The 20,335-nt window shown below is 63.0% G+C and carries 27 protein-coding genes; all 27 read left to right on the forward strand.

Features of this window, described 5'->3' with window-relative positions:
* Positions 1 to 15 precede the first annotated feature (15 nt).
* The 27 genes from rpoC to secY all read left to right on the forward strand — a co-directional run bounded on the left by rpoC (position 16) and on the right by secY (position 20,120).
* Entirely contained in the window at positions 16 to 4,239 is a 4,224-nt protein-coding gene (rpoC, locus tag WDC87_RS04880) for a DNA-directed RNA polymerase subunit beta' (RefSeq protein ID WP_061480645.1), read from the forward strand.
* 284 nt (positions 4,240 to 4,523) lie between these two features.
* Positions 4,524 to 4,898 carry a 30S ribosomal protein S12 gene (gene rpsL, locus WDC87_RS04885; RefSeq protein ID WP_004145320.1) on the forward strand — a complete coding sequence of 125 codons (375 nt, stop codon included), beginning with the start codon at positions 4,524 to 4,526 and terminating at the stop codon, positions 4,896 to 4,898.
* Between the two features lie 12 nt (positions 4,899 to 4,910).
* Positions 4,911 to 5,384 (forward strand): 30S ribosomal protein S7, encoded by a 474-nt coding sequence (gene rpsG, locus WDC87_RS04890; protein ID WP_004145321.1) that lies wholly within the window; start codon positions 4,911 to 4,913, stop codon positions 5,382 to 5,384.
* A gap of 141 nt (positions 5,385 to 5,525) precedes the next feature.
* Positions 5,526 to 7,667, forward strand: coding sequence for an elongation factor G (gene fusA / locus WDC87_RS04895; protein ID WP_072167920.1), 2,142 nt, complete (start codon positions 5,526 to 5,528; stop codon positions 7,665 to 7,667).
* A gap of 52 nt (positions 7,668 to 7,719) precedes the next feature.
* Positions 7,720 to 8,910, forward strand: coding sequence for an elongation factor Tu (gene tuf / locus WDC87_RS04900; protein WP_065178958.1), 1,191 nt, complete (start codon positions 7,720 to 7,722; stop codon positions 8,908 to 8,910).
* Positions 8,911 to 9,242: 332 nt separating this feature from the next.
* A complete protein-coding gene (gene rpsJ, locus WDC87_RS04905) occupies positions 9,243 to 9,554 on the forward strand; it encodes a 30S ribosomal protein S10 (RefSeq protein ID WP_005408208.1) in 312 nt (103 codons plus the stop codon).
* Positions 9,555 to 9,565: 11 nt separating this feature from the next.
* Positions 9,566 to 10,216, forward strand: coding sequence for a 50S ribosomal protein L3 (rplC, locus tag WDC87_RS04910; protein WP_004145336.1), 651 nt, complete (start codon positions 9,566 to 9,568; stop codon positions 10,214 to 10,216).
* A gap of 12 nt (positions 10,217 to 10,228) precedes the next feature.
* The gene (gene rplD, locus WDC87_RS04915) at positions 10,229 to 10,834 is read left to right on the forward strand and encodes a 50S ribosomal protein L4 (RefSeq protein WP_005415412.1); all 606 of its coding nucleotides are present in this window, start codon (positions 10,229 to 10,231) and stop codon (positions 10,832 to 10,834) included.
* Entirely contained in the window at positions 10,831 to 11,130 is a 300-nt protein-coding gene (gene rplW, locus WDC87_RS04920) for a 50S ribosomal protein L23 (RefSeq protein ID WP_004145338.1), read from the forward strand. The genes rplD and rplW overlap by 4 nt, the downstream gene beginning before the upstream one ends.
* 10 nt (positions 11,131 to 11,140) lie before the next feature.
* On the forward strand, positions 11,141 to 11,968 hold the full coding sequence (gene rplB, locus WDC87_RS04925; RefSeq protein ID WP_004145339.1) for a 50S ribosomal protein L2: 828 nt from the start codon (positions 11,141 to 11,143) through the stop codon (positions 11,966 to 11,968).
* 6 nt (positions 11,969 to 11,974) lie between these two features.
* Entirely contained in the window at positions 11,975 to 12,244 is a 270-nt protein-coding gene (gene rpsS / locus WDC87_RS04930) for a 30S ribosomal protein S19 (protein ID WP_005415413.1), read from the forward strand.
* A gap of 12 nt (positions 12,245 to 12,256) precedes the next feature.
* On the forward strand, positions 12,257 to 12,592 hold the full coding sequence (rplV, locus tag WDC87_RS04935; RefSeq protein WP_004145348.1) for a 50S ribosomal protein L22: 336 nt from the start codon (positions 12,257 to 12,259) through the stop codon (positions 12,590 to 12,592).
* Between the two features lie 18 nt (positions 12,593 to 12,610).
* Positions 12,611 to 13,345, forward strand: a complete 735-nt coding sequence (gene rpsC / locus WDC87_RS04940) for a 30S ribosomal protein S3 (RefSeq protein WP_005415414.1) — start codon at positions 12,611 to 12,613, stop codon at positions 13,343 to 13,345.
* A 5-nt stretch (positions 13,346 to 13,350) separates the two neighbouring features.
* On the forward strand, positions 13,351 to 13,764 hold the full coding sequence (gene rplP / locus WDC87_RS04945) for a 50S ribosomal protein L16 (protein ID WP_004154486.1): 414 nt from the start codon (positions 13,351 to 13,353) through the stop codon (positions 13,762 to 13,764).
* On the forward strand, positions 13,764 to 13,949 hold the full coding sequence (gene rpmC / locus WDC87_RS04950) for a 50S ribosomal protein L29 (protein ID WP_004154487.1): 186 nt from the start codon (positions 13,764 to 13,766) through the stop codon (positions 13,947 to 13,949). The genes rplP and rpmC overlap by 1 nt, the downstream gene beginning before the upstream one ends.
* 11 nt (positions 13,950 to 13,960) lie before the next feature.
* The gene (gene rpsQ, locus WDC87_RS04955; protein WP_004154489.1) at positions 13,961 to 14,230 is read left to right on the forward strand and encodes a 30S ribosomal protein S17; all 270 of its coding nucleotides are present in this window, start codon (positions 13,961 to 13,963) and stop codon (positions 14,228 to 14,230) included.
* Between the two features lie 12 nt (positions 14,231 to 14,242).
* Complete coding sequence (rplN, locus tag WDC87_RS04960; RefSeq protein WP_010483978.1) at positions 14,243 to 14,611, forward strand: 50S ribosomal protein L14; 369 nt, start codon at positions 14,243 to 14,245, stop codon at positions 14,609 to 14,611.
* 16 nt (positions 14,612 to 14,627) lie between these two features.
* Positions 14,628 to 14,945, forward strand: coding sequence for a 50S ribosomal protein L24 (gene rplX / locus WDC87_RS04965; RefSeq protein ID WP_004154490.1), 318 nt, complete (start codon positions 14,628 to 14,630; stop codon positions 14,943 to 14,945).
* Positions 14,946 to 14,956: 11 nt separating this feature from the next.
* Positions 14,957 to 15,499: a 50S ribosomal protein L5 gene (rplE, locus tag WDC87_RS04970; RefSeq protein ID WP_005415416.1), complete on the forward strand. Its 543-nt coding sequence runs from the start codon at positions 14,957 to 14,959 to the stop codon at positions 15,497 to 15,499.
* An 18-nt stretch (positions 15,500 to 15,517) separates the two neighbouring features.
* Entirely contained in the window at positions 15,518 to 15,823 is a 306-nt protein-coding gene (rpsN, locus tag WDC87_RS04975; RefSeq protein WP_005408209.1) for a 30S ribosomal protein S14, read from the forward strand.
* A gap of 257 nt (positions 15,824 to 16,080) precedes the next feature.
* A complete protein-coding gene (gene rpsH / locus WDC87_RS04980; protein ID WP_005408210.1) occupies positions 16,081 to 16,479 on the forward strand; it encodes a 30S ribosomal protein S8 in 399 nt (132 codons plus the stop codon).
* Between the two features lie 18 nt (positions 16,480 to 16,497).
* Positions 16,498 to 17,022, forward strand: a complete 525-nt coding sequence (gene rplF / locus WDC87_RS04985) for a 50S ribosomal protein L6 (protein WP_049416175.1) — start codon at positions 16,498 to 16,500, stop codon at positions 17,020 to 17,022.
* 32 nt (positions 17,023 to 17,054) lie between these two features.
* Complete coding sequence (rplR, locus tag WDC87_RS04990) at positions 17,055 to 17,408, forward strand: 50S ribosomal protein L18 (RefSeq protein ID WP_004154495.1); 354 nt, start codon at positions 17,055 to 17,057, stop codon at positions 17,406 to 17,408.
* 160 nt (positions 17,409 to 17,568) lie between these two features.
* Entirely contained in the window at positions 17,569 to 18,111 is a 543-nt protein-coding gene (gene rpsE / locus WDC87_RS04995) for a 30S ribosomal protein S5 (RefSeq protein WP_005415419.1), read from the forward strand.
* Positions 18,104 to 18,295: a 50S ribosomal protein L30 gene (rpmD, locus tag WDC87_RS05000; RefSeq protein WP_005408214.1), complete on the forward strand. Its 192-nt coding sequence runs from the start codon at positions 18,104 to 18,106 to the stop codon at positions 18,293 to 18,295. Before rpsE ends, rpmD begins: the two co-directional genes overlap by 8 nt.
* Positions 18,296 to 18,301: 6 nt before the next feature.
* Positions 18,302 to 18,745, forward strand: coding sequence for a 50S ribosomal protein L15 (gene rplO / locus WDC87_RS05005; protein ID WP_004154498.1), 444 nt, complete (start codon positions 18,302 to 18,304; stop codon positions 18,743 to 18,745).
* Between the two features lie 7 nt (positions 18,746 to 18,752).
* Positions 18,753 to 20,120: a preprotein translocase subunit SecY gene (gene secY / locus WDC87_RS05010; protein ID WP_005415420.1), complete on the forward strand. Its 1,368-nt coding sequence runs from the start codon at positions 18,753 to 18,755 to the stop codon at positions 20,118 to 20,120.
* Positions 20,121 to 20,335: the final 215 nt, after the last annotated feature.

The following is a 20,335-nucleotide window of genomic DNA, read 5'->3' on the forward strand; positions in this document are numbered from 1 at the left end:
CTTCTGGAGAACACCATGAAAGACCTGCTCAACCTCTTCAACCAGCAGCGCCAGACGCTGGACTTCGACGCGATCAAGATCGCGCTGGCCTCGCCGGACCTGATCCGTTCGTGGTCCTTCGGCGAAGTGAAGAAGCCGGAAACCATCAACTACCGTACCTTCAAGCCGGAACGCGACGGCCTGTTCTGCGCCGCCATCTTCGGCCCGGTGAAGGACTACGAGTGCCTGTGCGGCAAGTACAAGCGCATGAAGCACCGCGGCGTGGTCTGCGAAAAGTGCGGCACCGAAGTGACCCTGGCCAAGGTGCGTCGTGAGCGCATGGGCCACATCGACCTGGCTTCGCCGGTCGCGCACATCTGGTTCCTCAAGTCGCTGCCGTCGCGCATTGGCCTGATGCTGGACATGACCCTGCGCGACATCGAGCGCGTGCTGTACTTCGAAGCGTACGTGGTGACCGAGCCGGGCCTGACCGCCCTGGAGCGCCGCCAGCTGCTGACCGAAGAACAGTACCTGCAGGCCCGCCAGGAGCACGGCGACGACTTCGACGCCGCCATGGGCGCCGAGGCCGTCTACGAACTGCTGCGCACGATCGACCTGCAGTCGGAGATGACCCGCCTGCGCGAGGAGATCGCCGCTACCGGTTCGGAAACCAAGCTCAAGCGCCTCACCAAGCGCATCAAGCTGATCGAAGCCTTCCTGGAATCGGGCAACCGTCCGGAATGGATGGTCATGACCGTGCTGCCGGTGCTGCCGCCGGACCTGCGTCCGCTGGTCCCGCTGGATGGTGGCCGCTTCGCGACCTCCGACCTGAACGACCTGTACCGCCGCGTCATCAACCGCAACAACCGCCTGCGCCGCCTGCTCGAACTGAGCGCGCCGGACATCATCGTGCGCAATGAAAAGCGCATGCTGCAGGAATCGGTCGATGCACTGCTGGACAACGGCCGCCGCGGTCGTGCCATCACCGGCACCAACAAGCGCCCGCTGAAGTCGCTGGCCGACATGATCAAGGGCAAGCAGGGCCGCTTCCGCCAGAACCTGCTCGGCAAGCGCGTCGACTACTCGGGCCGTTCGGTCATCGTGGTCGGCCCGTACCTGCGCCTGCACCAGTGCGGCCTGCCGAAGAAGATGGCGCTTGAGCTGTTCAAGCCGTTCGTCTTCGCCAAGCTGCAGCGTCGTGGCCTGGCCACCACCATCAAGGCCGCCAAGAAGCTGGTCGAGCGCGAAGAAGCCGAAGTCTGGGACATCCTGGAAGAGGTCATCCGCGAGCATCCGGTGATGCTGAACCGTGCGCCGACCCTGCACCGCCTGGGCATCCAGGCGTTCGAGCCGGTACTGATCGAGGGCAAGGCCATCCAGCTGCACCCGCTGGTCTGCACCGCGTTCAACGCCGACTTCGACGGTGACCAGATGGCCGTCCACGTGCCGCTCTCGCTGGAAGCCCAGCTGGAAGCGCGTGCGCTGATGATGTCGACCAACAACATCCTGTCGCCGGCCAACGGCGAGCCGATCATCGTGCCGTCGCAGGACGTCGTGCTGGGTCTGTACTACATGACCCGCTCGCTGGAGAACAAGAAGGGCGAGGGCATGGCCTTCGCCAACATCGCCGAAGTCAAGCGCGCCTACGACAACCGCGTGGTGGAACTGCACGCCAAGGTCAAGGTCCGCATCACCGAGGTGGTGACCGACGAAGACGGCAACAAGCAGAACAAGACCTCGATCGTGGACACCACGATCGGTCGCGCCCTGCTGGCTGAAATCCTGCCGGAAGGCCTGCCGTTCGCGCTGGCCAATGTCGAGCTGACCAAGAAGAACATCAGCCGCCTGATCAACTCCAGCTACCGCCAGCTCGGCCTGAAGGACACGGTCGTGTTCGCCGACAAGCTGATGTACACCGGCTTCGCCTATGCGACCCGCGCCGGCGTCTCGATCGGCATCGACGACATGCTGATCCCGGACGAGAAGAAGGGCATCCTCACCGAGGCCGAAGCCGAAGTGCTGGAAATCCAGGAGCAGTACCAGTCGGGCCTGGTCACCGCCGGCGAGCGCTACAACAAGGTGGTCGACATCTGGTCGCGCACCAACGAGCGCATCGCCAAGGCGATGATGGACACCATCGGTACCGAGAAGGTCGTCAATGCCAAGGGCGAGACCATCGACCAGAAGTCGATGAACTCGCTGTACATCATGGCCGACTCCGGTGCGCGTGGTTCGCAGGCGCAGATCCGTCAGCTGGCCGGCATGCGTGGCCTGATGGCCCGCCCGGACGGCTCGATCATCGAGACGCCCATCAAGGCGAACTTCCGCGAAGGCCTGAACGTGCAGGAGTACTTCAACTCCACCCACGGTGCCCGTAAGGGTCTGGCCGATACCGCGCTGAAGACCGCGAACTCGGGTTACCTGACCCGTCGCCTGGTCGACGTGGCGCAGGACGTGGTGATCACCGAAGTGGATTGCGGTACCACCGAAGGCCTGATCATGACCCCGATCGTGGAAGGCGGCGACGTGGTCGAGCCGCTGAAGGATCGCGTGCTGGGCCGCGTGGTTGCCGAGGACGTGTTCCTGCCGGGCAACGACGAAGATCCGATCGTCACCCGCAACACCCTGCTGGACGAAGCCTGGGTTGCCAAGCTGGAAGATGCCGGCGTGCAGACCATCAAGGTCCGCTCGACCATCTCCTGTGAATCGGCCTTCGGTGTCTGCTCGCGCTGCTACGGCCGCGACCTGGCGCGTGGCCACCTGGTCAACATCGGTGAAGCGGTCGGCGTCATCGCCGCCCAGTCCATCGGTGAGCCGGGTACCCAGCTGACCATGCGTACGTTCCACATCGGTGGTGCGGCGTCGCGAGCTGCTGCGGTCGACAACATCACCGTCAAGACCACCGGCTCGGTCAAGTTCAGCAACCTCAAGTCCGTGGAGCACGCCAACGGCTCGCTGGTGGCGGTGTCGCGCTCGGGCGAAATCTCGGTGCTCGATGCGCACGGCCGTGAGCGTGAGCGTTACAAGCTGCCGTACGGTGCGACCATCACGTCCAAGGACGGTGATGCGATCAAGGCTGGCCAGACCGTGGCCAACTGGGATCCGCATAACCACCCGATCGTGTCGGAAGTGGCCGGCTTCATCCGCTTCATCGACTTCGTCGACGGCGTCACCGTCATCGAGAAGACCGACGAGCTGACCGGCCTGGCCTCGCGCGAAATCACCGATCCGAAGCGTCGTGGTACCCAGGCCAAGGACCTGCGCCCGATCGTGCGCATCGTCGACGCCAAGGGCAACGACCTGTCGATCCCGGGCACCGACCTGCCGGCGCAGTACCTGCTGCCGCCGCGTTCGATCGTCAACCTGCAGGACGGCGCCCCGGTGGGCGTGGGCGACGTCGTCGCCAAGATCCCGCAGGAAGCGTCGAAGACCCGCGACATCACCGGTGGTCTGCCGCGCGTGGCCGACCTGTTCGAAGCGCGCAAGCCGAAGGATCCAGCGGTGCTGGCCGAGCGTTCGGGCATCATCAGCTTCGGCAAGGACACCAAGGGCAAGCAGCGCCTGATCATCAAGGACACTGATGGTTCGGAGCACGAAGAGCTGATCCCGAAGTACCGCCAGGTCATCGTGTTCGAAGGCGAGCATGTCACCAAGGGTGAAACCATCGTGGACGGCGAGCCGAGCCCGCAGGACATCCTGCGCCTGCTGGGTGTCGAGCCGCTGGCTGCCTACCTGGTCAAGGAAATCCAGGACGTGTACCGCCTGCAGGGCGTGAAGATCAACGACAAGCACATCGAGGTGATCACCCGCCAGATGCTGCGCAAGGTCGAGATCACCGACCAGGGCAGCAGCAAGTTCCTGAACGGCGAACAGGTGGAGCGCCAGCGCGTTATCGAGGAGAATGCGCGCCTGTCGACCCGCAACGAACTGCCGGCGCGCTTCGATCCGGTCCTGCTGGGTATCACCAAGGCCTCGCTGGCGACCGAATCGTTCATCTCGGCGGCCTCCTTCCAGGAGACCACCCGAGTGCTGACCGAGGCTGCCGTCCGCGGTACCAAGGACAACCTGCGTGGCCTGAAGGAAAACGTCATCGTCGGCCGCCTGATTCCGGCCGGTACCGGCCTGTCCTACCACAGCAGCCGCCGTCGCGGCGCTTCCGGTCTCACCGACTCGGAAATGCAGACCCTGGCCGGCACCCCGGCTGCGGTCGAGTCCCCGGTGGTTGAAGCCGAAGCTGAACAGGCCTCGGGCGAAGAATGAGGTATCCGGTCCGGCCGCAAGGCCGGACCACCCCGTCGGTCCATCGATGGGATTGGGAAAGGGCAGGGGAGATCGTCCGCGATCGACCCAGCCAACCTGAACGGGGTACATGGAGGCCCCCCAGTAACGTCCCGGGATCAGGGACGGGCTTGACAGGAGGCGTTTGACTGCTTTCCTTGCAGGTTGCTACAATCGTCTGTCTCAGCAGGCCAAAATTTCGGCCTGCTTTAACATTTCCGCATCTCTGGCCGGATTTTCCGGCCACCAATCAGAAGAACCTACTGATGGCGACGATCAACCAGCTGGTCCGCAAGCCGCGGCAAGCGACCACCTACAAGAGTGCCTCGCCGGCGCTCGACAAGTGCCCGCAGCGCCGTGGCGTCTGCACCCGTGTCTACACCACCACTCCGAAGAAGCCGAACTCGGCTCTGCGCAAGGTTGCCAAGGTCCGCCTGACCAACCAGGAAGAAGTGATTTCCTACATCGGTGGTGAAGGCCACAACCTGCAGGAGCACTCCGTGGTCCTGATCCGCGGCGGTCGCGTCAAGGACCTGCCGGGTGTGCGTTACCACACCGTTCGTGGCTCGCTCGACGCCGCCGGCGTTGCCAAGCGTCGCCAGGCCCGTTCCAAGTACGGCGCCAAGCGTCCGAAGGCATAAGGAGAGAGCACTATGTCGCGTAAGGGTAATACTCCGCAGCGTTCCGTCCTGCCCGATCCGAAGCACGGAAGCGAAACCATCGCCCGTTTCATCAACATGGTCATGCAGAGCGGCAAGAAGTCCGTCGCCGAAAAGATCGTGTACGGCGCCATGGACGTGATCACCGAGAAGAACAGCAGCGCCAACGCCATTGAACTGGTGCAGAAGGCTCTGGACAACGTCGCTCCGGCGGTCGAAGTCAAGTCGCGCCGCGTCGGTGGTGCCACCTACCAGGTGCCGGTCGAAGTGCGTTCGTCGCGCAAGATGGCCCTGGCCATGCGCTGGCTGATCGACTCCGCGCGCAAGCGTGGTGAGAACACCATGCCGAAGAAGCTGGCTGCTGAACTGATCGACGCCTCGGAAAACCGCGGCGGCGCCATCAAGAAGCGCGAAGAAACCCACCGCATGGCCGAAGCCAACAAGGCATTCGCGCACTACCGCTGGTGAGTTTGACGGCCTTGTAAAACAGGCAGGGCAGCACCACTTCGGTGCGTGCTGCCTCGCGGTCCCAGAAGGACTGCGCCAATCCGAAGGCCGCCGAAAGGCGGCGTTCGGCCATCCGAAATCCAAGAAATCTGAGAGGCTCCCGTGGCCCGTTCCACTCCCATCGAGCGTTACCGTAACTTCGGCATCATGGCTCACATCGATGCCGGCAAGACCACCACGTCCGAGCGCATCCTGTTCTACACCGGCAAGAGCCACAAGATCGGTGAAGTGCACGACGGCGCCGCCACCATGGACTGGATGGAGCAGGAGCAGGAGCGTGGCATCACGATCCAGTCCGCTGCCACCACCGCGTTCTGGAAGGGCATGGACAAGTCCCTGCCGGAGCACCGCTTCAACATCATCGACACCCCCGGGCACGTCGACTTCACCATCGAAGTGGAGCGTTCGCTGCGCGTGCTCGACGGTGCCGTCTTCGTCCTGTGCGCCGTCGGTGGCGTGCAGCCGCAGTCGGAAACCGTGTGGCGCCAGGCAAACAAGTACCACGTGCCGCGCATCGCGTTCGTCAACAAGATGGACCGCACCGGTGCCAACTTCCAGAAGGTCGTCGGCCAGCTGAAGGCCAAGCTGGGTGCGGTTGCCGTGCCGATGCAGCTGCCGATCGGCGCTGAAGACAACTTCAAGGGCGTCGTCGACCTGCTGAAGATGAAGGCCATCCACTGGGATGAAGCTTCGCAGGGCATGAAGTTCGAATACAGCGACATCCCGGCCGAACTGCAGGGCCCGGCTGAAGAGGCTCGCCAGTTCATGGTCGAGACCGCTGCCGAAGCCAGCGAAGAGCTGATGGAAAAGTACCTGGGCGGCGAAGAGCTGGCCGAGGCTGAAATCATCAACGCCCTGCGTACCCGCACCCTGGCCACCGAGATCGTGCCGATGTACTGCGGCTCGGCCTTCAAGAACAAGGGCGTGCAGGCCATGCTGGACGGCGTGATCCAGCTGCTGCCGTCGCCGGTCGACGTGCCGGACGTGAAGGGCGTGGACGTTGACGACGACACCGTCGAAATGACCCGCAAGTCGGACGACAAGGCTCCGTTCTCGTCGCTGGCCTTCAAGATCATCACCGACCCGTTCGTCGGCGCGCTGACCTTCTTCCGTGTCTACTCGGGCACCCTGAACGGTGGCGACACCGTGCTGAACTCGGTGAAGGGCAAGAAGGAGCGCATCGGCCGCATCCTGCAGATGCACTCGAACAACCGCGAGGAAATCAAGGAAGTTCTGGCTGGTGACATCGCCGCTGCCGTGGGCCTGAAGGACACCACCACCGGCGACACCCTGTGCGCCGTGGACGCCCCGATCATCCTGGAGCGCATGACGTTCCCGGAGCCGGTGATCTCGATGGCCGTCGAGCCGAAGACCAAGTCGGACCAGGAAAAGATGGGCCTGGCCCTGGGCCGCCTGGCGCAGGAAGATCCGTCGTTCCGCGTCAAGACCGACGAAGAATCCGGCCAGACCATCATCTCGGGCATGGGCGAGCTGCACCTGGACATCATCGTTGACCGCCTGAAGCGCGAGTTCAACGTTGAAGCCAACGTCGGCGCGCCGCAGGTGGCCTACCGCGAAACCATCACCCTGGCCGACGTCAAGTCGGACTACAAGCACGCCAAGCAGTCCGGTGGTAAGGGTCAGTACGGTCACGTCGTGATCGAGCTGTCGCCGATCACCGCTGCCGACCGTGCCGATCCGAAGATCGCTCCGATGATCAAGGACGACTTCCTGTTCATCAACGACATCACCGGCGGCGTGATCCCGAAGGAATTCATCCCGTCGGTCGAGAAGGGCCTGCGCGAAACCATCACCAGCGGCCCGCTGGCTGGCTTCCCGGTCGTGGACGTCAAGGTGAAGCTGGTGTTCGGTTCGTACCACGACGTCGACTCCTCGGAAATGGCGTTCAAGCTGGCTTCGTCGATGGCCTTCAAGCAGGGCTTCGCCAAGGCCAAGCCGGTGCTGCTGGAGCCGATCATGAAGGTCGAGATCGTGACCCCGGAGGATTACCAGGGTGACGTGATGGGCGACGTCAGCCGTCGTCGCGGCGTGCTGCAGGGTTCCGACACCACCGGTGACGGTTCGGCCAGCATCATCAACGCGATGATCCCGCTGGGTGAAATGTTCGGCTACGCCACTGCGCTGCGTTCGCAGACCCAGGGCCGCGCCACCTTCACCATGGAATTCGATCACTACGAGCCGGCTCCGAGCAACATCGCCGAAGCCGTCATGAAGAAGGGCTGAGCTTCGCTCAGCCTCTCTTGAAACCACTTACGAACAATCAAGGTATAGAACAATGGCAAAGGGTAAGTTCGAACGCACCAAGCCGCACGTCAACGTCGGCACCATCGGTCACGTCGACCACGGCAAGACCACGCTGACCGCCGCACTGACCAAGATCGGTGCCGAGCGCTTCGGTGGCGAGTTCAAGGACTACTCCTCGATCGACGCCGCGCCGGAAGAAAAGGCGCGTGGCATCACGATCTCGACCGCGCACGTCGAATACGAATCCCCGACCCGTCACTACGCCCACGTTGACTGCCCGGGCCACGCTGACTACGTCAAGAACATGATCACCGGTGCCGCCCAGATGGACGGCGCGATCCTGGTGTGCTCGGCCGCTGACGGCCCGATGCCGCAGACCCGTGAGCACATCCTGCTGTCGCGCCAGGTCGGCGTGCCGTACATCGTCGTGTTCCTGAACAAGGCCGACATGGTGGACGACGCCGAGCTGCTCGAGCTGGTCGAGATGGAAGTGCGCGAGCTGCTGAGCAAGTACGAGTTCCCGGGCGACGACACCCCGATCATCGCCGGTTCGGCCCGTCTGGCGCTGGAAGGCGACCAGAGCGACATCGGCGTGCCGGCCATCCTGAAGCTGGTCGACGCGCTGGACAGCTGGATTCCGGAGCCGGAGCGTGCGATCGACAAGCCGTTCCTGATGCCGGTGGAAGACGTGTTCTCGATCTCGGGCCGCGGCACCGTGGTGACCGGTCGTATCGAGCGCGGCGTGATCAAGGTTGGCGACGAAATCGAAATCGTCGGCATCCGTCCGGTGCAGAAGACCACCGTGACCGGCGTTGAAATGTTCCGCAAGCTGCTGGACCAGGGTCAGGCAGGCGACAACGCTGGCCTGCTGCTGCGCGGCACCAAGCGTGACGACGTCGAGCGTGGCCAGGTGCTGGCCAAGCCGGGCACGATCAAGCCGCACACCAAGTTCGAAGGCGAAGTGTACGTCCTGTCGAAGGACGAGGGCGGCCGCCACACCCCGTTCTTCAACGGTTACCGTCCGCAGTTCTACTTCCGCACCACCGACATCACCGGTGCCGCCAAGCTGCCGGAAGGCGTCGAAATGGTGATGCCGGGTGACAACGTCAAGATGGAAGTCACCCTGATCAACCCGGTGGCCATGGACGAAGGCCTGCGCTTCGCCATCCGCGAAGGCGGTCGTACCGTCGGCGCCGGCGTGGTCTCGAAGATCATCGAGTAATCTGGTAGTATCTGCGCCCCGATGTTGCCTGGGTAGGGCATCGGGGCGTATCAAATGGGAAAGCAGGCACAGGATGTGCCTTGTGTTCCCCGGACCAGGAAGGGTCAATGCCATTCAGGCGGCGTCAACAGGTGACTGTTGACAGCTGCCTTGCGTGCCATTATGCTTCTACGTCTGGGCAGGCCGGGTAACTGGTCTGCCTACGTTTTTGAGGTCCACGGATTGACCTTGGCGGCCTGCAGGACTGCGGGCCGTCCGTATTCAGGAATTTCATGGGGCAAAGCAACCCAGAGGCTTTGTCTGTCGCTCTTTTAACGAAGGAACCTACCGCCATGGCGGACCAAAAGATCCGGATCCGGCTGAAAGCGTTCGATCATCGTCTGATCGACCGTTCGGCCAGCGAGATCGTTGAAACGGCAAAGCGGACCGGCGCGCAAGTGCGTGGCCCGATCCCGCTGCCGACCAAGATCGAGCGTTACACCGTTCTCGTTTCCCCGCACGTCGACAAGGACGCGCGTGACCAGTACGAGACCCGCACGCACAAGCGCGTGCTCGATATCGTTGACCCGAATGACAAGACCGTGGACGCGCTGATGAAGCTCGAACTGGCTGCCGGCGTCGACGTTCAGATCAAGCTGACCTGAGGACTACGACCATGACGAAGAAGTATTCGTTGGGCTTCGTGGGCCGCAAGGCCGGCATGAGCCGCGTGTTCACTGAAGATGGCCGCTCCATCCCGGTGACCCTGATCGAAGCAACCCCGAACCGCATCGCGCAGATCAAGACCGTCGAAACCGACGGCTACAGCGCCGTGCAGGTGACCGTCGGCGCGCGTCGCGCTGCCCTGGTCAACAAGCCGGAAGCCGGCCACTTCGCCAAGGCGAAGGTGGAAGCGGGTCGTGGCCTGTGGGAATTCCGCGTTGAAGACGCGCAGCTCGGCGATTTCGCCGTTGGCGGCGAAGTCAAGGCGGACATCTTCGAAGTCGGCCAGATCGTCGACGTCCAGGGTGTCACCAAGGGTAAGGGCTTCCAGGGCACCATCAAGCGCCACAACTTCCGTATGGGCGATGCAACCCACGGTAACTCGCTGTCGCATCGCGCGCCGGGTTCGCTGGGTCAGCGCCAGACCCCGGGTCGCGTTTTCCCGGGCAAGAAGATGTCGGGCCACATGGGCGCGGTGCAGCAGAGCACCCAGAACCTGGAAGTGGTCAAGGTCGACGTCGAGCGCGGTCTGATCGCGGTTCGCGGCGCCGTTCCGGGCGCGGCGGGTGGCGATGTGATCGTCCGTCCGGCGAGCAAGGCATAAGGAGAGATGACGATGGAACTCGTTATCACGGGTAGCAACAACAAGGTCTCGGTCTCCGAAGCCGTGTTCGGTCGCGATTTCAGCGAAGATCTGGTCCACCAGGTCGTCGTTGCTTACCGCAACGCCGGTCGCGCCGGCACCAAGGCACAGAAGACTCGCTCCGAAGTGGCTGGTACCACCAAGAAGTCGAAGAAGCAGAAGGGCGGCGGCGCGCGTCATGGCGCACTGACGGCTCCGATCTTCGTCGGCGGCGGTGTCACCTTCGCGGCCAAGCCGCGCAGCTTCGAGCAGAAGGTCAATCGCAAGCAGTACCGTGCCGCCATGTGCGCGATCCTGTCCGAGCTGAACCGTCAGGGCCGTCTGACCATCGTGGAGGCCTTCGACGTCGAAGCCACCAGCACGAAGGGTCTGATCGCCAAGCTGGCCGGCCTGGAAGTGGGCAAGCGCCCGCTGATCGTCACCGAGGAAGCGTCCGAGCACCTGTACCTGTCCGCCCGCAATCTGCCGTACGTGCAGGTGCGTGACGTGCAGGGTCTGGACCCGGTCTCGCTGGTGGGTGCCGACACGGTCGTCATCACCGCTGACGCGGTCAAGAAGGTCGAGGAGTGGCTGGCATGAACAGCAACGAAAAAATCTTCAGCGTGCTGCGTGCCCCGCGTGTCTCGGAAAAGACCGCGCGCCTGCAGGAACTCTCCAATCAGTATGTCTTCGAAGTTTCGAACGAAGCCACCAAGGCCGATGTAAAGGCCGCGGTTGAGCAGCTGTTCGACGTCAAGGTCGAAGCCGTCAACGTGGTCAACGTCAAGGGCAAGAACAAGTCCTTCCGTAACCGTGCTGGCCGCCGCGGCGATTGGCGCAAGGCGTACGTTCGCCTGGCCGACGGCCAGTCGATCGATGTAACGGCCAAGGCCTGAGGTACATCCCATGCCATTGATGAAATTCAAGCCCACCTCCCCCGGCCGCCGTTCGGCCGTGCGCGTGGTCACCCCCGACCTGCACAAGGGTGCTCCGCACGCCGCGCTGGTCGAGTCGCAGAGCCGCTCGGGTGGTCGTAACCACCACGGTCGCATCACCGTGCGTCACGTCGGTGGTGGTGCCAAGCAGCACTACCGCATCATCGACTTCAAGCGCAACAAGCTGGGCATCCCGGCGCGCGTGGAACGCATCGAATACGATCCGAACCGCACCGCCCACATCGCTCTGCTGTGCTACGTCGACGGTGAGCGTCGCTACATCATCGCCCCGAAGGGCCTGAAGGCTGGTGATCAGGTGATCGCTGGTTCGGACGCCCCGATCAAGGCCGGCAACACCCTGCCGCTGCGCAACATCCCGGTCGGCACCACCATCCACTGCATCGAACTGAAGCCGGGCAAGGGCGCTCAGATCGCTCGTGCCGCTGGTGCGGCCGTGCAGCTGGTGGCTCGTGAAGGCATCTACGCCACCCTGCGCCTGCGCTCGGGTGAAATGCGCAAGGTTCCGGTCGAGTGCTGCGCCACCATCGGCGAAGTCGGCAACGACGAGCACAGCCTGGAAAAGCTGGGCAAGGCCGGTGCCAAGCGTTGGCGCGGCGTCCGCCCGACCGTTCGTGGTGCTGCCATGAACCCGGTTGACCACCCGCACGGTGGTGGTGAGGCCAAGGCCGGCCAGGGTAACCCGCATCCGGTCACCCCGTGGGGTGTCCCGACCAAGGGTTACAAGACGCGCCATAACAAGCGCACTCAGCAGTTCATCGTCCGCGATCGTAGGGGCTAATCGACCATGGCACGTTCACTCAAGAAGGGCCCGTTCGTCGATCACCACCTCGTCAAGAAGGTGGAGGCCGCTGCGGGCAGCAAGAAGCCGATCAAGACCTGGTCGCGCCGTTCGATGATCCTGCCTGACATGGTAGGCATCACCATTGCCGTGCATAACGGCAAGAACCACATCCCGGTTCTCGTCAACGAGAACATGGTCGGCCACAAGCTCGGCGAATTTGCCATCACCCGGACCTTCAAGGGTCACGGTGGTGACAAGAAGTCGGGCAAGTAAGGAGAGATGACAATGGAAGCGAAAGCCATCCTGCGCACTGCGCGCATCTCCCCGCAGAAGGCTCGTCTGGTCGCTGACCAGGTGCGCGGTCTGCCGGCCGAACGTGCGGTCAACCTGCTGAAGTTCTCGGACAAGAAGGCTGCCCACCTGATCAAGAAGGTGGTGGAGTCGGCAATTGCCAACGCCGAGAACAACCAGGGCGCCGACGTCGACGAGCTGAAGGTTCAGACCATCATGGTTGATGAAGGTCCGACCCTGAAGCGTTTCATGGCGCGGGCGAAAGGCCGCGGTACCCGCATCCTCAAGCGCACCAGCCACATCACTGTGGTTGTGGGCGCCGCCAAGTAAGCGGATAAGGAAAAGACCATGGGTCATAAAGTTCATCCGATTGGTATCCGCCTCGGCATTTCCAAGGACTGGAACTCCAAGTGGTACGCCAACAAGGCCGAGTTCGCCGGTTACCTGGCAGCCGACCTGAAAGTGCGCGACATGCTGCGCAAGAAGCTGGCTCAGGCCGGCATCAGCAAGATCCTGATCGAGCGTCCGGCCAAGACCGCTCGCGTGACGATCCACACCGCCCGTCCGGGCGTGGTGATCGGCAAGCGCGGTGAGGACATCGAGAAGCTGCGCAAGGAAGTGAGCGAGATGATGGGCGTCCCGGCGCACATCAACGTCACCGAAGTGCGCAAGCCGGAACTGGACGCGCAGCTCGTTGCCGAGTCGATCGCCCAGCAGCTGGAGCGTCGCATCATGTTCCGCCGTGCAATGAAGCGCTCGGTCGGCAACGCGATGCGCCTGGGTGCCCTGGGCATCAAGGTCAACGTCGGTGGCCGCCTCAACGGTGCAGAAATCGCCCGTTCGGAGTGGTACCGCGAAGGCCGCGTGCCGCTGCACACCCTGCGTGCCGACATCGACTATGGCTTCGCTGAAGCCAAGACGACCTACGGCATCATCGGCATCAAGGTCTGGATCTACAAGGGCGAGGTCTTCGATTTCTCCCAGGTTGGCCAGGAAAAGCAGGACGACACCCCGTCGCGCAACGATCGTCACGATCGCGGCGACCGTGGTGACCGTCAGCGCCCGGCCCGTGAAGCGAGGTAACGACAATGTTGCAACCCAAGCGAACCAAGTACCGCAAGGTACACAAGGGCCGTAACGATGGCCTGAGCTGGAGCGCCAACGCTGTCAGCTTCGGCGAATACGGCCTGAAGGCAACCGCACACGGTCAGCTGACCGCGCGCCAGATCGAAGCGGCCCGCCGCTCGATCAGCCGCTACGTCAAGCGCGGCGGCAAGATGTGGATCCGCGTGTTCCCCGACAAGCCCATCACCAAGAAGCCCATCGAAGTCCGAATGGGTTCGGGTAAGGGTAACGTGGAATACTGGGTGGCCCAGATCCAGCCCGGCCGCATGATCTATGAAATCGAGGGTGTTTCCGAGGAAGTGGCTCGCGAGGCGTTCCGCCTGGCCGCCGCCAAGCTCTCGGTCACCACCACTTTCGTGACCCGTACGGTGCGCTGATGGATATCAAAACTCTCCGTGAAAAGTCGGCTGACGAACTCAAGGCCCACCTGATCGACCTGCGTAAGGAACAGTTCTCTGTCCGTATGCAGCAGGTCACCGGCCAGCTGCCGAAGACCCACGACATTCGCCGGGTCCGTCGCGAGATTGCTCGCGTCAAGACCCTGCTCGGCAGCACGAAGTAAGGATGGCCGCTATGAGCGACAATACTGAAAAGAAGACGCTGCGCACGGTCGAAGGCCGTGTCGTCAGCAACAAGATGGACAAGACGGTTACCGTCCTGGTTGAGCGTCAGGTCAAGCACGCGCTGTACGGCAAGTACATCAAGCGCTCGACCAAGCTGCACGCCCACGATGCCGACAACGCCTGCAAGGAAGGCGACGTCGTCCGCGTGACCGAGATTGCTCCGATGTCCAAGACCAAGAACTGGCGCGTGGTGGAAGTCATCACGCGTGCGGCTGAATAAGGAGTCTGAATCATGATCCAGATGCAGAGCTACCTTGACGTCGCGGACAATTCGGGTGCCAAGCAGGTGATGTGCTTCAAGGTGCTGGGTGGTTCCAAGCGCCGTTACGCCGGTATCGGCGACATCATCAAGGTCACCGTGAAGGATGCAATTCCGCGCGGCAAGGTCAAGAAGGGTGAAGTGTATGACGCCGTCGTGGTGCGTACCCGCAAGGGTGTGCGTCGCGCCGACGGTTCGCTGATCCGCTTCGACGGCAACGCTGCCGTCCTGCTGAACAACAAGCAGGAGCCGATCGGTACCCGTATCTTCGGGCCGGTGACCCGTGAACTTCGTTCGGAGAAGTTCATGAAGATCGTCTCGCTCGCTCCCGAAGTGCTGTGAGCGACAGGAGATAATCATGGCTAACCGTATCAAGAAGGGCGACCAGGTTGTCGTCAACGCTGGCAAGGACAAGGGCAAGCAGGGCGAAGTCGTCCGCGTCGACGGCGACCGCGTGGTCGTGGCCAACGTGAACATCGTCAAGCGCCACACCAAGCCGAACCCGCAGGCAGGTGTTGCCGGCGGCGTGGTCGAGCGCGAAGCTTCGATCCATATCTCCAACGTGAACGTGCTGAACCCGGCTTCGGGCAAGGGCGAACGCGTTGGCTTCAAGGTGCTGGAGGATGGACGCAAACTGCGTGTGTTCCGCTCCAGCGGTGAGGCGCTCGACGCCTGAGGAATGTGAAGATGACTTCCCGTCTCGAAAAGATCTACAAGGAAGAAGTGGTGCCGGCGCTGATGAAGCAGTTCGGCTACACCAATCCGATGGAAGTACCGAAGCTCGTCAAGGTCACCCTGAACATGGGTGTCGGCGAGGCTGCCACCAACAAGAAGATCCTGGAAAACGCCGTCGCGGACATGACCAAGATTTCCGGCCAGAAGCCGGTTGTCACCAAGTCGCGTATCTCGGTTGCGTCGTTCAAGATCCGTGATGGTTGGCCGATCGGCTGCAAGACCACGCTGCGTCGCCACAAGATGTACGAGTTCCTGGACCGCCTGATCAACATCTCGCTGCCGCGCGTGCGCGACTTCCGTGGTGTTTCCGGTCGTTCCTTCGACGGCCGCGGCAACTTCAACATGGGTGTGAAGGAGCAGATCATCTTCCCGGAAATCGACTTCGACGCCGTCGACGCGATCCGCGGTATGGATATCGCCATCACCACCACTGCGAAGACCGACGCGGAAGCGAAGGCGCTGCTGGCAGCGTTCAAGTTCCCGTTCCGTAACTGATCTGTCGAGGAAACCGAAATGGCAAAGACCTCCATGGTCAACCGCGACATCAAGCGGGAAAAGCTGGCCAAGAAGTACGCTGAGAAGCGTGCGGCTCTGAAGAAGATCGTGTCCTCCGTGGACGCGACCTACGAAGAGAAGATCGACGCCGCAACCAAGCTGGCCAAGCTGCCGCGCGATTCGTCGCCGAGCCGTCAGCGCAACCGTTGCGAGCTGTCGGGTCGTCCGCGTGGCGTGTACAGCAAGTTCGGCCTCGGCCGCAACAAGCTGCGCGAAGCCACCATGCGTGGCGACGTCCCGGGCCTGCGCAAGGCCAGCTGGTAATCCCAGCCGGCCCTGCGATCAGGAGCCCCCTCGGGGGCTTCTGAACCGGGGAGGGAGGCGTTCAGCTTCCTTTCTGCGAAAAAACCCGAAGAGCCCGGCGCAAGTCGGGCTCTTTTGGCGTATACTCCCGCGTCTTGCCCTGCGCAAACGGGGTTGTAGGAGTGGGCCCCGGCCCGCTGCATCAAGGGACCTGGCCCGTTTCCAGGAGACAACAGATTTTCGCGAAAGCGGATATCGGTGCACTCAAAGGTACTCATATGAGCATGACTGATCCCATCGCCGACCTGCTGGTCCGCATCAAGAATGCGGCTGCGGTTGGCAAGCAGACGGTGAAAGCGCCGTCGTCCAAGATCAAGGTTGCGATCGCCCAGGTCCTGAAGGACGAGGGTTACATCACCGACCTGCGCGTGACCCAGCTGGAAAACAACAAGTCCGAGCTGGAAATCGTGCTGAAGTATTTCGAAGGCAAGCCGGTCATCGCGACCCTGAAGCGCTTCTCGCGTTCGGGCCTGCGCCAGTACCGCGGCAAGAGCGAGCTGCCGAAGGTCATGAATGGCCTGGGCATCTCCATCATTTCCACCTCCAAGGGCATCATGACTGATGCGCAGGCGCGCCAGCTGGGCGTCGGCGGCGAAGTCCTGTGCTTCGTGGCCTAAGGCGAAAGGAGTAGAACTATGTCCCGCGTAGCCAAGAAGCCCGTCACCCTGGGTAAGGTCGAACTGAACGTCCAGTCGGAAAGCATCACCGTCAAGGGCCCGAAGGGCACCCTGTCGCTGGTCAAGCCGGCCGGTATTGCCATCAACGTCGACAGCGGCGTTGCCACCCTGAGCACCGAGAGCGCCGACCTGGTCGCGCTGACCGGTACCGTGCGCGCGATCCTGGCCAACATGGTCAAGGGCGTGTCCGAAGGCTTCGAGCGCAAGCTGGAGCTGGTCGGCGTGGGTTACCGTGCTGCCATGCAGGGCAAGGATCTGAGCCTGTCGCTCGGTTTCTCGCATCCGGTCGTGTTCGTGGCGCCGGAAGGCATCACCATCTCCACCCCGACCCAGACCGAGATCCTGGTCCAGGGCGCTGACAAGCAGGTCGTCGGTGAAGTCGCCGCCAAGATCCGTGCGTTCCGCAAGCCGGAGCCGTACAAGGGCAAGGGCGTGAAGTACTCCGACGAAGTCATCATCCGTAAGGAAGCCAAGAAGGCCTAATTAGGCGCTTCCGCTTTCAAGGAAAAAACATCATGAACAAGAACATCGCCCGCCTGCGTCGCGCCAAGTCGACCCGCGCCCACATCCGTGAGCTCGGCGTCGCCCGCCTGTCGGTGCTGCGCACCGGCCAGCACCTGTACGCCCAGGTCTTCACCGCTGACGGTTCGAAGGTGCTGGCTGCCGCCAACACCACCCAGACCGACGTCAAGGAAGGCCTGAAGAACGGCAAGAACGCCGATGCCGCTGCCAAGGTCGGCCGCATCGTTGCCGAGCGCGCCAAGGCCGCCGGCATCGAGAAGGTTGCCTTCGATCGTTCGGGCTACCGCTACCACGGCCGCATCAAGGCCCTGGCAGAAGCCGCCCGCGAAGCCGGCCTGCAGTTCTAAGGGATCAGGGCAGGGGCCGATGGCCTCCTGCCCACCTGCTCGCCAGCCTGAGCGAGGCTGGACGGCGCCGCTCTTCTGCAGCGGCCCACCGGAACAATGCGTCACTCCACAACCATAAGCGGCCCCGAGCCGTACATACCCAAACAACCAAGGAATCAACATGGCAGAAGAGCGTCAGCAGCGGGGTCGCGATCGCGACCGTAACCGCGAAGAGAAGATCGACGACGGCATGATCGAAAAGCTGGTCGCGGTCAACCGCGTCAGCAAGACCGTCAAGGGTGGCCGCCAGTTCACCTTCACCGCCCTGACCGTTGTCGGCGACGGCGAAGGCAAGGTCGGTTTCGGTTATGGCAAGGCCCGCGAAGTGCCGGTCGCCATCCAGAAGTCGATGGAACAGGCCCGCAAGAACCTGGTCAGCGTTGACCTGAACAACGGCACCCTGTGGCACACCATCAAGGATGGTCACGGCGCAGCCCGCGTGTTCATGCAGCCGGCTTCGGAAGGTACTGGCGTCATCGCCGGCGGTGCCATGCGCGCCGTGCTGGAAGCCGTTGGCGTGAAGAACGTGCTGGCCAAGGCCACCGGTTCGCGCAACCCGATCAATCTGGTGCGCGCCACCGTGAAGGGCCTGACTGCTGCGCAGTCGCCGGCCCGCATCGCGGCCAAGCGCGGCAAGAAGGTGGAGGAACTCAACCATGGCTAATGAGTCCAACAAGACTGTGAAGGTCCGCCTGGTGCGTGGCCTGCGTGGCACCCAGTCGCGTCACCGCCTGTCGGTGCGTGCCCTGGGCCTGAACAAGCTCAACGATGTGCGTGAACTGAAGGACAGCCCGCAGGTGCGCGGCCTGATCAACAAGGTTCAGTACCTCGTCCAGGTTGAGGAGTAATCGACCATGACTCTGCGTCTCAATGAACTGAGCCCGGCACCGGGCGCCCGCACCGAGCGCACCCGCGTCGGCCGCGGTATCGGCTCGGGCCTGGGCAAGACTGCCGGCCGCGGCCACAAGGGTTCGTTCGCCCGCAAGGGTGGCGGCAAGATCAAGGCTGGCTTCGAAGGCGGCCAGACCCCCATGCAGCGTCGTCTGCCGAAGATCGGCTTCCGTTCGCCGATCGCCAAGGACACCGCTGAAGTGCTGCTGTACGCGCTGGACAAGCTGCCGGCCGGTGAGATCGACTTCGCCGCCCTGCGTGCTGCCAAGCTGGTCCCGAGCACTGCCAAGAAGGCCAAGGTCGTCGTCAAGGGCGAAGTGACCAAGGCGTTCACCCTGAAGGGTATTGCTGCCACGGCTGGTGCCAAGGCTGCGATCGAAGCTGCCGGCGGCAGCGTAACGGAGTAAGAAAATCATGGCGCAAGCTGGCATCGGTAACCTCGCGGGCGGAATGGGCAAGTTCACTGAACTTCGCCAACGTTTGCTGTTCGTCGTCGGGGCTTTGATCGTCTATCGCATCGGCTGCTACGTGCCGGTGCCGGGCGTCAATCCCGATGCCATGCTTGCCATGATGCAACAGCAGGGCGGCGGCATCGTGGACATGTTCAACATGTTCTCGGGCGGCGCCCTGCACCGTTTCAGCATCTTTGCGCTGAACGTGATGCCGTACATCTCGGCATCGATCGTGATGCAGCTGGCCGTGCACATCTTCCCCGCCCTGAAGGCGATGCAGAAGGAAGGTGAGTCCGGCCGCCGCAAGATCACCCAGTATTCGCGCATCGGCGCCGTGCTGCTGGCAGTGGTGCAGGGCGGTTCGATCGCGCTGGCCCTGCAGGGGCAGGTTTCGCCGTCGGGCGCTCCGGTCGTGTACGCCCCCGGCATGGGCTTCGTGCTCACCGCGGTGGTCGCACTGACTGCCGGCACCATGTTCCTGATGTGGGTCGGTGAGCAGGTCACCGAACGCGGTATCGGCAACGGCGTGTCGCTGATCATCTTCGCCGGTATCGTCGCCGGCCTGCCGGGTGCGGTCATCCACACCTTCGACGCCTACCGCGACGGCAACATCCAGTTCATCCAGCTGCTGCTGATCGCTATCGTCGTGCTCGCTTTCACCTTCTTCGTGGTGTTCGTGGAGCGCGGCCAGCGCCGGATCACGGTCAATTACGCGCGCCGCCAGGGCGGTCGCAACGCGTACATGAACCAGACCTCGTTCCTGCCGCTGAAGCTCAACATGGCCGGCGTCATCCCGGCGATCTTTGCCTCGAGCCTGCTGGCCTTCCCGGCCACCCTGGCCATGTGGTCCGGCCAGGCTGCCAACCAGAGCAGCTTCGGTCAGGTCCTGCAGAAGGTCGCCAATGCCCTGGGCCCGGGCGAGCCGCTGCACATGATCGTGTTCGCTGCGCTGATCACCGGTTTCGCGTTCTTCTATACGGCGCTGGTGTTCAATTCGCAGGAAACCGCCGACAACCTGAAGAAGTCGGGCGCTTTGATTCCGGGCATCCGTCCGGGCAAGGCCACCGCCGACTACATCGACGGCGTGCTGACCCGCCTGACCGCGGCCGGCTCGGCCTACCTGGTGATCGTCTGCCTGCTGCCGGAACTGATGCGCACGCAGCTGAATGCCTCGTTCTACTTCGGTGGCACGTCGCTGCTGATCGTGGTGGTGGTGGTGATGGACTTCATCGCCCAGGTGCAGGCACACCTGATGTCCCACCAGTACGAGAGCCTACTGAAGAAGGCCAACCTGAAGGGCGGCAACCGCGGCGGTTTTGCCCGCGGCTGATAGGCCTGTTATACTTTCGTCTTCCTGACGTGATGGTCCCTCCGCTTCGCGGATTCCGGCCACACAAACGAAGGGCGGCCCCCGCAGCGGTTCCGGGTGGGGGTGTGATGAGGTGGTCCCGCGCTGGAGTAGCGCGGGCGGCCCCGGGGGAAACCCCAGGTCCAACCCCATCCGGCGCCGGAGCCTGGGCACACTCCCCAGGCCGGGTTCATGAA

The organism is Stenotrophomonas maltophilia group sp. Smal12 (assembly GCF_037079935.1).
Lineage (GTDB): Bacteria > Pseudomonadota > Gammaproteobacteria > Xanthomonadales > Xanthomonadaceae > Stenotrophomonas > Stenotrophomonas sepilia.

What these genes read in the sequence shown, in the direction of transcription:
- rpoC (WP_061480645.1), top strand. Translation starts at nt 16, where the DNA reads ATGAAAGACCTGCTCAACCTCTTCAACCAGCAGCGCCAGACGCTGGAC.
- rpsL (WP_004145320.1), top strand. Translation starts at nt 4,524, where the DNA reads ATGGCGACGATCAACCAGCTGGTCCGCAAGCCGCGGCAAGCGACCACC.
- rpsG (WP_004145321.1), top strand. Translation starts at nt 4,911, where the DNA reads ATGTCGCGTAAGGGTAATACTCCGCAGCGTTCCGTCCTGCCCGATCCG.
- tuf (WP_065178958.1), top strand. Translation starts at nt 7,720, where the DNA reads ATGGCAAAGGGTAAGTTCGAACGCACCAAGCCGCACGTCAACGTCGGC.
- rpsJ (WP_005408208.1), top strand. Translation starts at nt 9,243, where the DNA reads ATGGCGGACCAAAAGATCCGGATCCGGCTGAAAGCGTTCGATCATCGT.
- rplC (WP_004145336.1), top strand. Translation starts at nt 9,566, where the DNA reads ATGACGAAGAAGTATTCGTTGGGCTTCGTGGGCCGCAAGGCCGGCATG.
- rplD (WP_005415412.1), top strand. Translation starts at nt 10,229, where the DNA reads ATGGAACTCGTTATCACGGGTAGCAACAACAAGGTCTCGGTCTCCGAA.
- rplW (WP_004145338.1), top strand. Translation starts at nt 10,831, where the DNA reads ATGAACAGCAACGAAAAAATCTTCAGCGTGCTGCGTGCCCCGCGTGTC.
- rplB (WP_004145339.1), top strand. Translation starts at nt 11,141, where the DNA reads ATGCCATTGATGAAATTCAAGCCCACCTCCCCCGGCCGCCGTTCGGCC.
- rpsS (WP_005415413.1), top strand. Translation starts at nt 11,975, where the DNA reads ATGGCACGTTCACTCAAGAAGGGCCCGTTCGTCGATCACCACCTCGTC.
- rplV (WP_004145348.1), top strand. Translation starts at nt 12,257, where the DNA reads ATGGAAGCGAAAGCCATCCTGCGCACTGCGCGCATCTCCCCGCAGAAG.
- rpsC (WP_005415414.1), top strand. Translation starts at nt 12,611, where the DNA reads ATGGGTCATAAAGTTCATCCGATTGGTATCCGCCTCGGCATTTCCAAG.
- rplP (WP_004154486.1), top strand. Translation starts at nt 13,351, where the DNA reads ATGTTGCAACCCAAGCGAACCAAGTACCGCAAGGTACACAAGGGCCGT.
- rpmC (WP_004154487.1), top strand. Translation starts at nt 13,764, where the DNA reads ATGGATATCAAAACTCTCCGTGAAAAGTCGGCTGACGAACTCAAGGCC.
- rpsQ (WP_004154489.1), top strand. Translation starts at nt 13,961, where the DNA reads ATGAGCGACAATACTGAAAAGAAGACGCTGCGCACGGTCGAAGGCCGT.
- rplN (WP_010483978.1), top strand. Translation starts at nt 14,243, where the DNA reads ATGATCCAGATGCAGAGCTACCTTGACGTCGCGGACAATTCGGGTGCC.
- rplX (WP_004154490.1), top strand. Translation starts at nt 14,628, where the DNA reads ATGGCTAACCGTATCAAGAAGGGCGACCAGGTTGTCGTCAACGCTGGC.
- rplE (WP_005415416.1), top strand. Translation starts at nt 14,957, where the DNA reads ATGACTTCCCGTCTCGAAAAGATCTACAAGGAAGAAGTGGTGCCGGCG.
- rpsN (WP_005408209.1), top strand. Translation starts at nt 15,518, where the DNA reads ATGGCAAAGACCTCCATGGTCAACCGCGACATCAAGCGGGAAAAGCTG.
- rpsH (WP_005408210.1), top strand. Translation starts at nt 16,081, where the DNA reads ATGAGCATGACTGATCCCATCGCCGACCTGCTGGTCCGCATCAAGAAT.
- rplF (WP_049416175.1), top strand. Translation starts at nt 16,498, where the DNA reads ATGTCCCGCGTAGCCAAGAAGCCCGTCACCCTGGGTAAGGTCGAACTG.
- rplR (WP_004154495.1), top strand. Translation starts at nt 17,055, where the DNA reads ATGAACAAGAACATCGCCCGCCTGCGTCGCGCCAAGTCGACCCGCGCC.
- rpsE (WP_005415419.1), top strand. Translation starts at nt 17,569, where the DNA reads ATGGCAGAAGAGCGTCAGCAGCGGGGTCGCGATCGCGACCGTAACCGC.
- rpmD (WP_005408214.1), top strand. Translation starts at nt 18,104, where the DNA reads ATGGCTAATGAGTCCAACAAGACTGTGAAGGTCCGCCTGGTGCGTGGC.
- rplO (WP_004154498.1), top strand. Translation starts at nt 18,302, where the DNA reads ATGACTCTGCGTCTCAATGAACTGAGCCCGGCACCGGGCGCCCGCACC.
- secY (WP_005415420.1), top strand. Translation starts at nt 18,753, where the DNA reads ATGGCGCAAGCTGGCATCGGTAACCTCGCGGGCGGAATGGGCAAGTTC.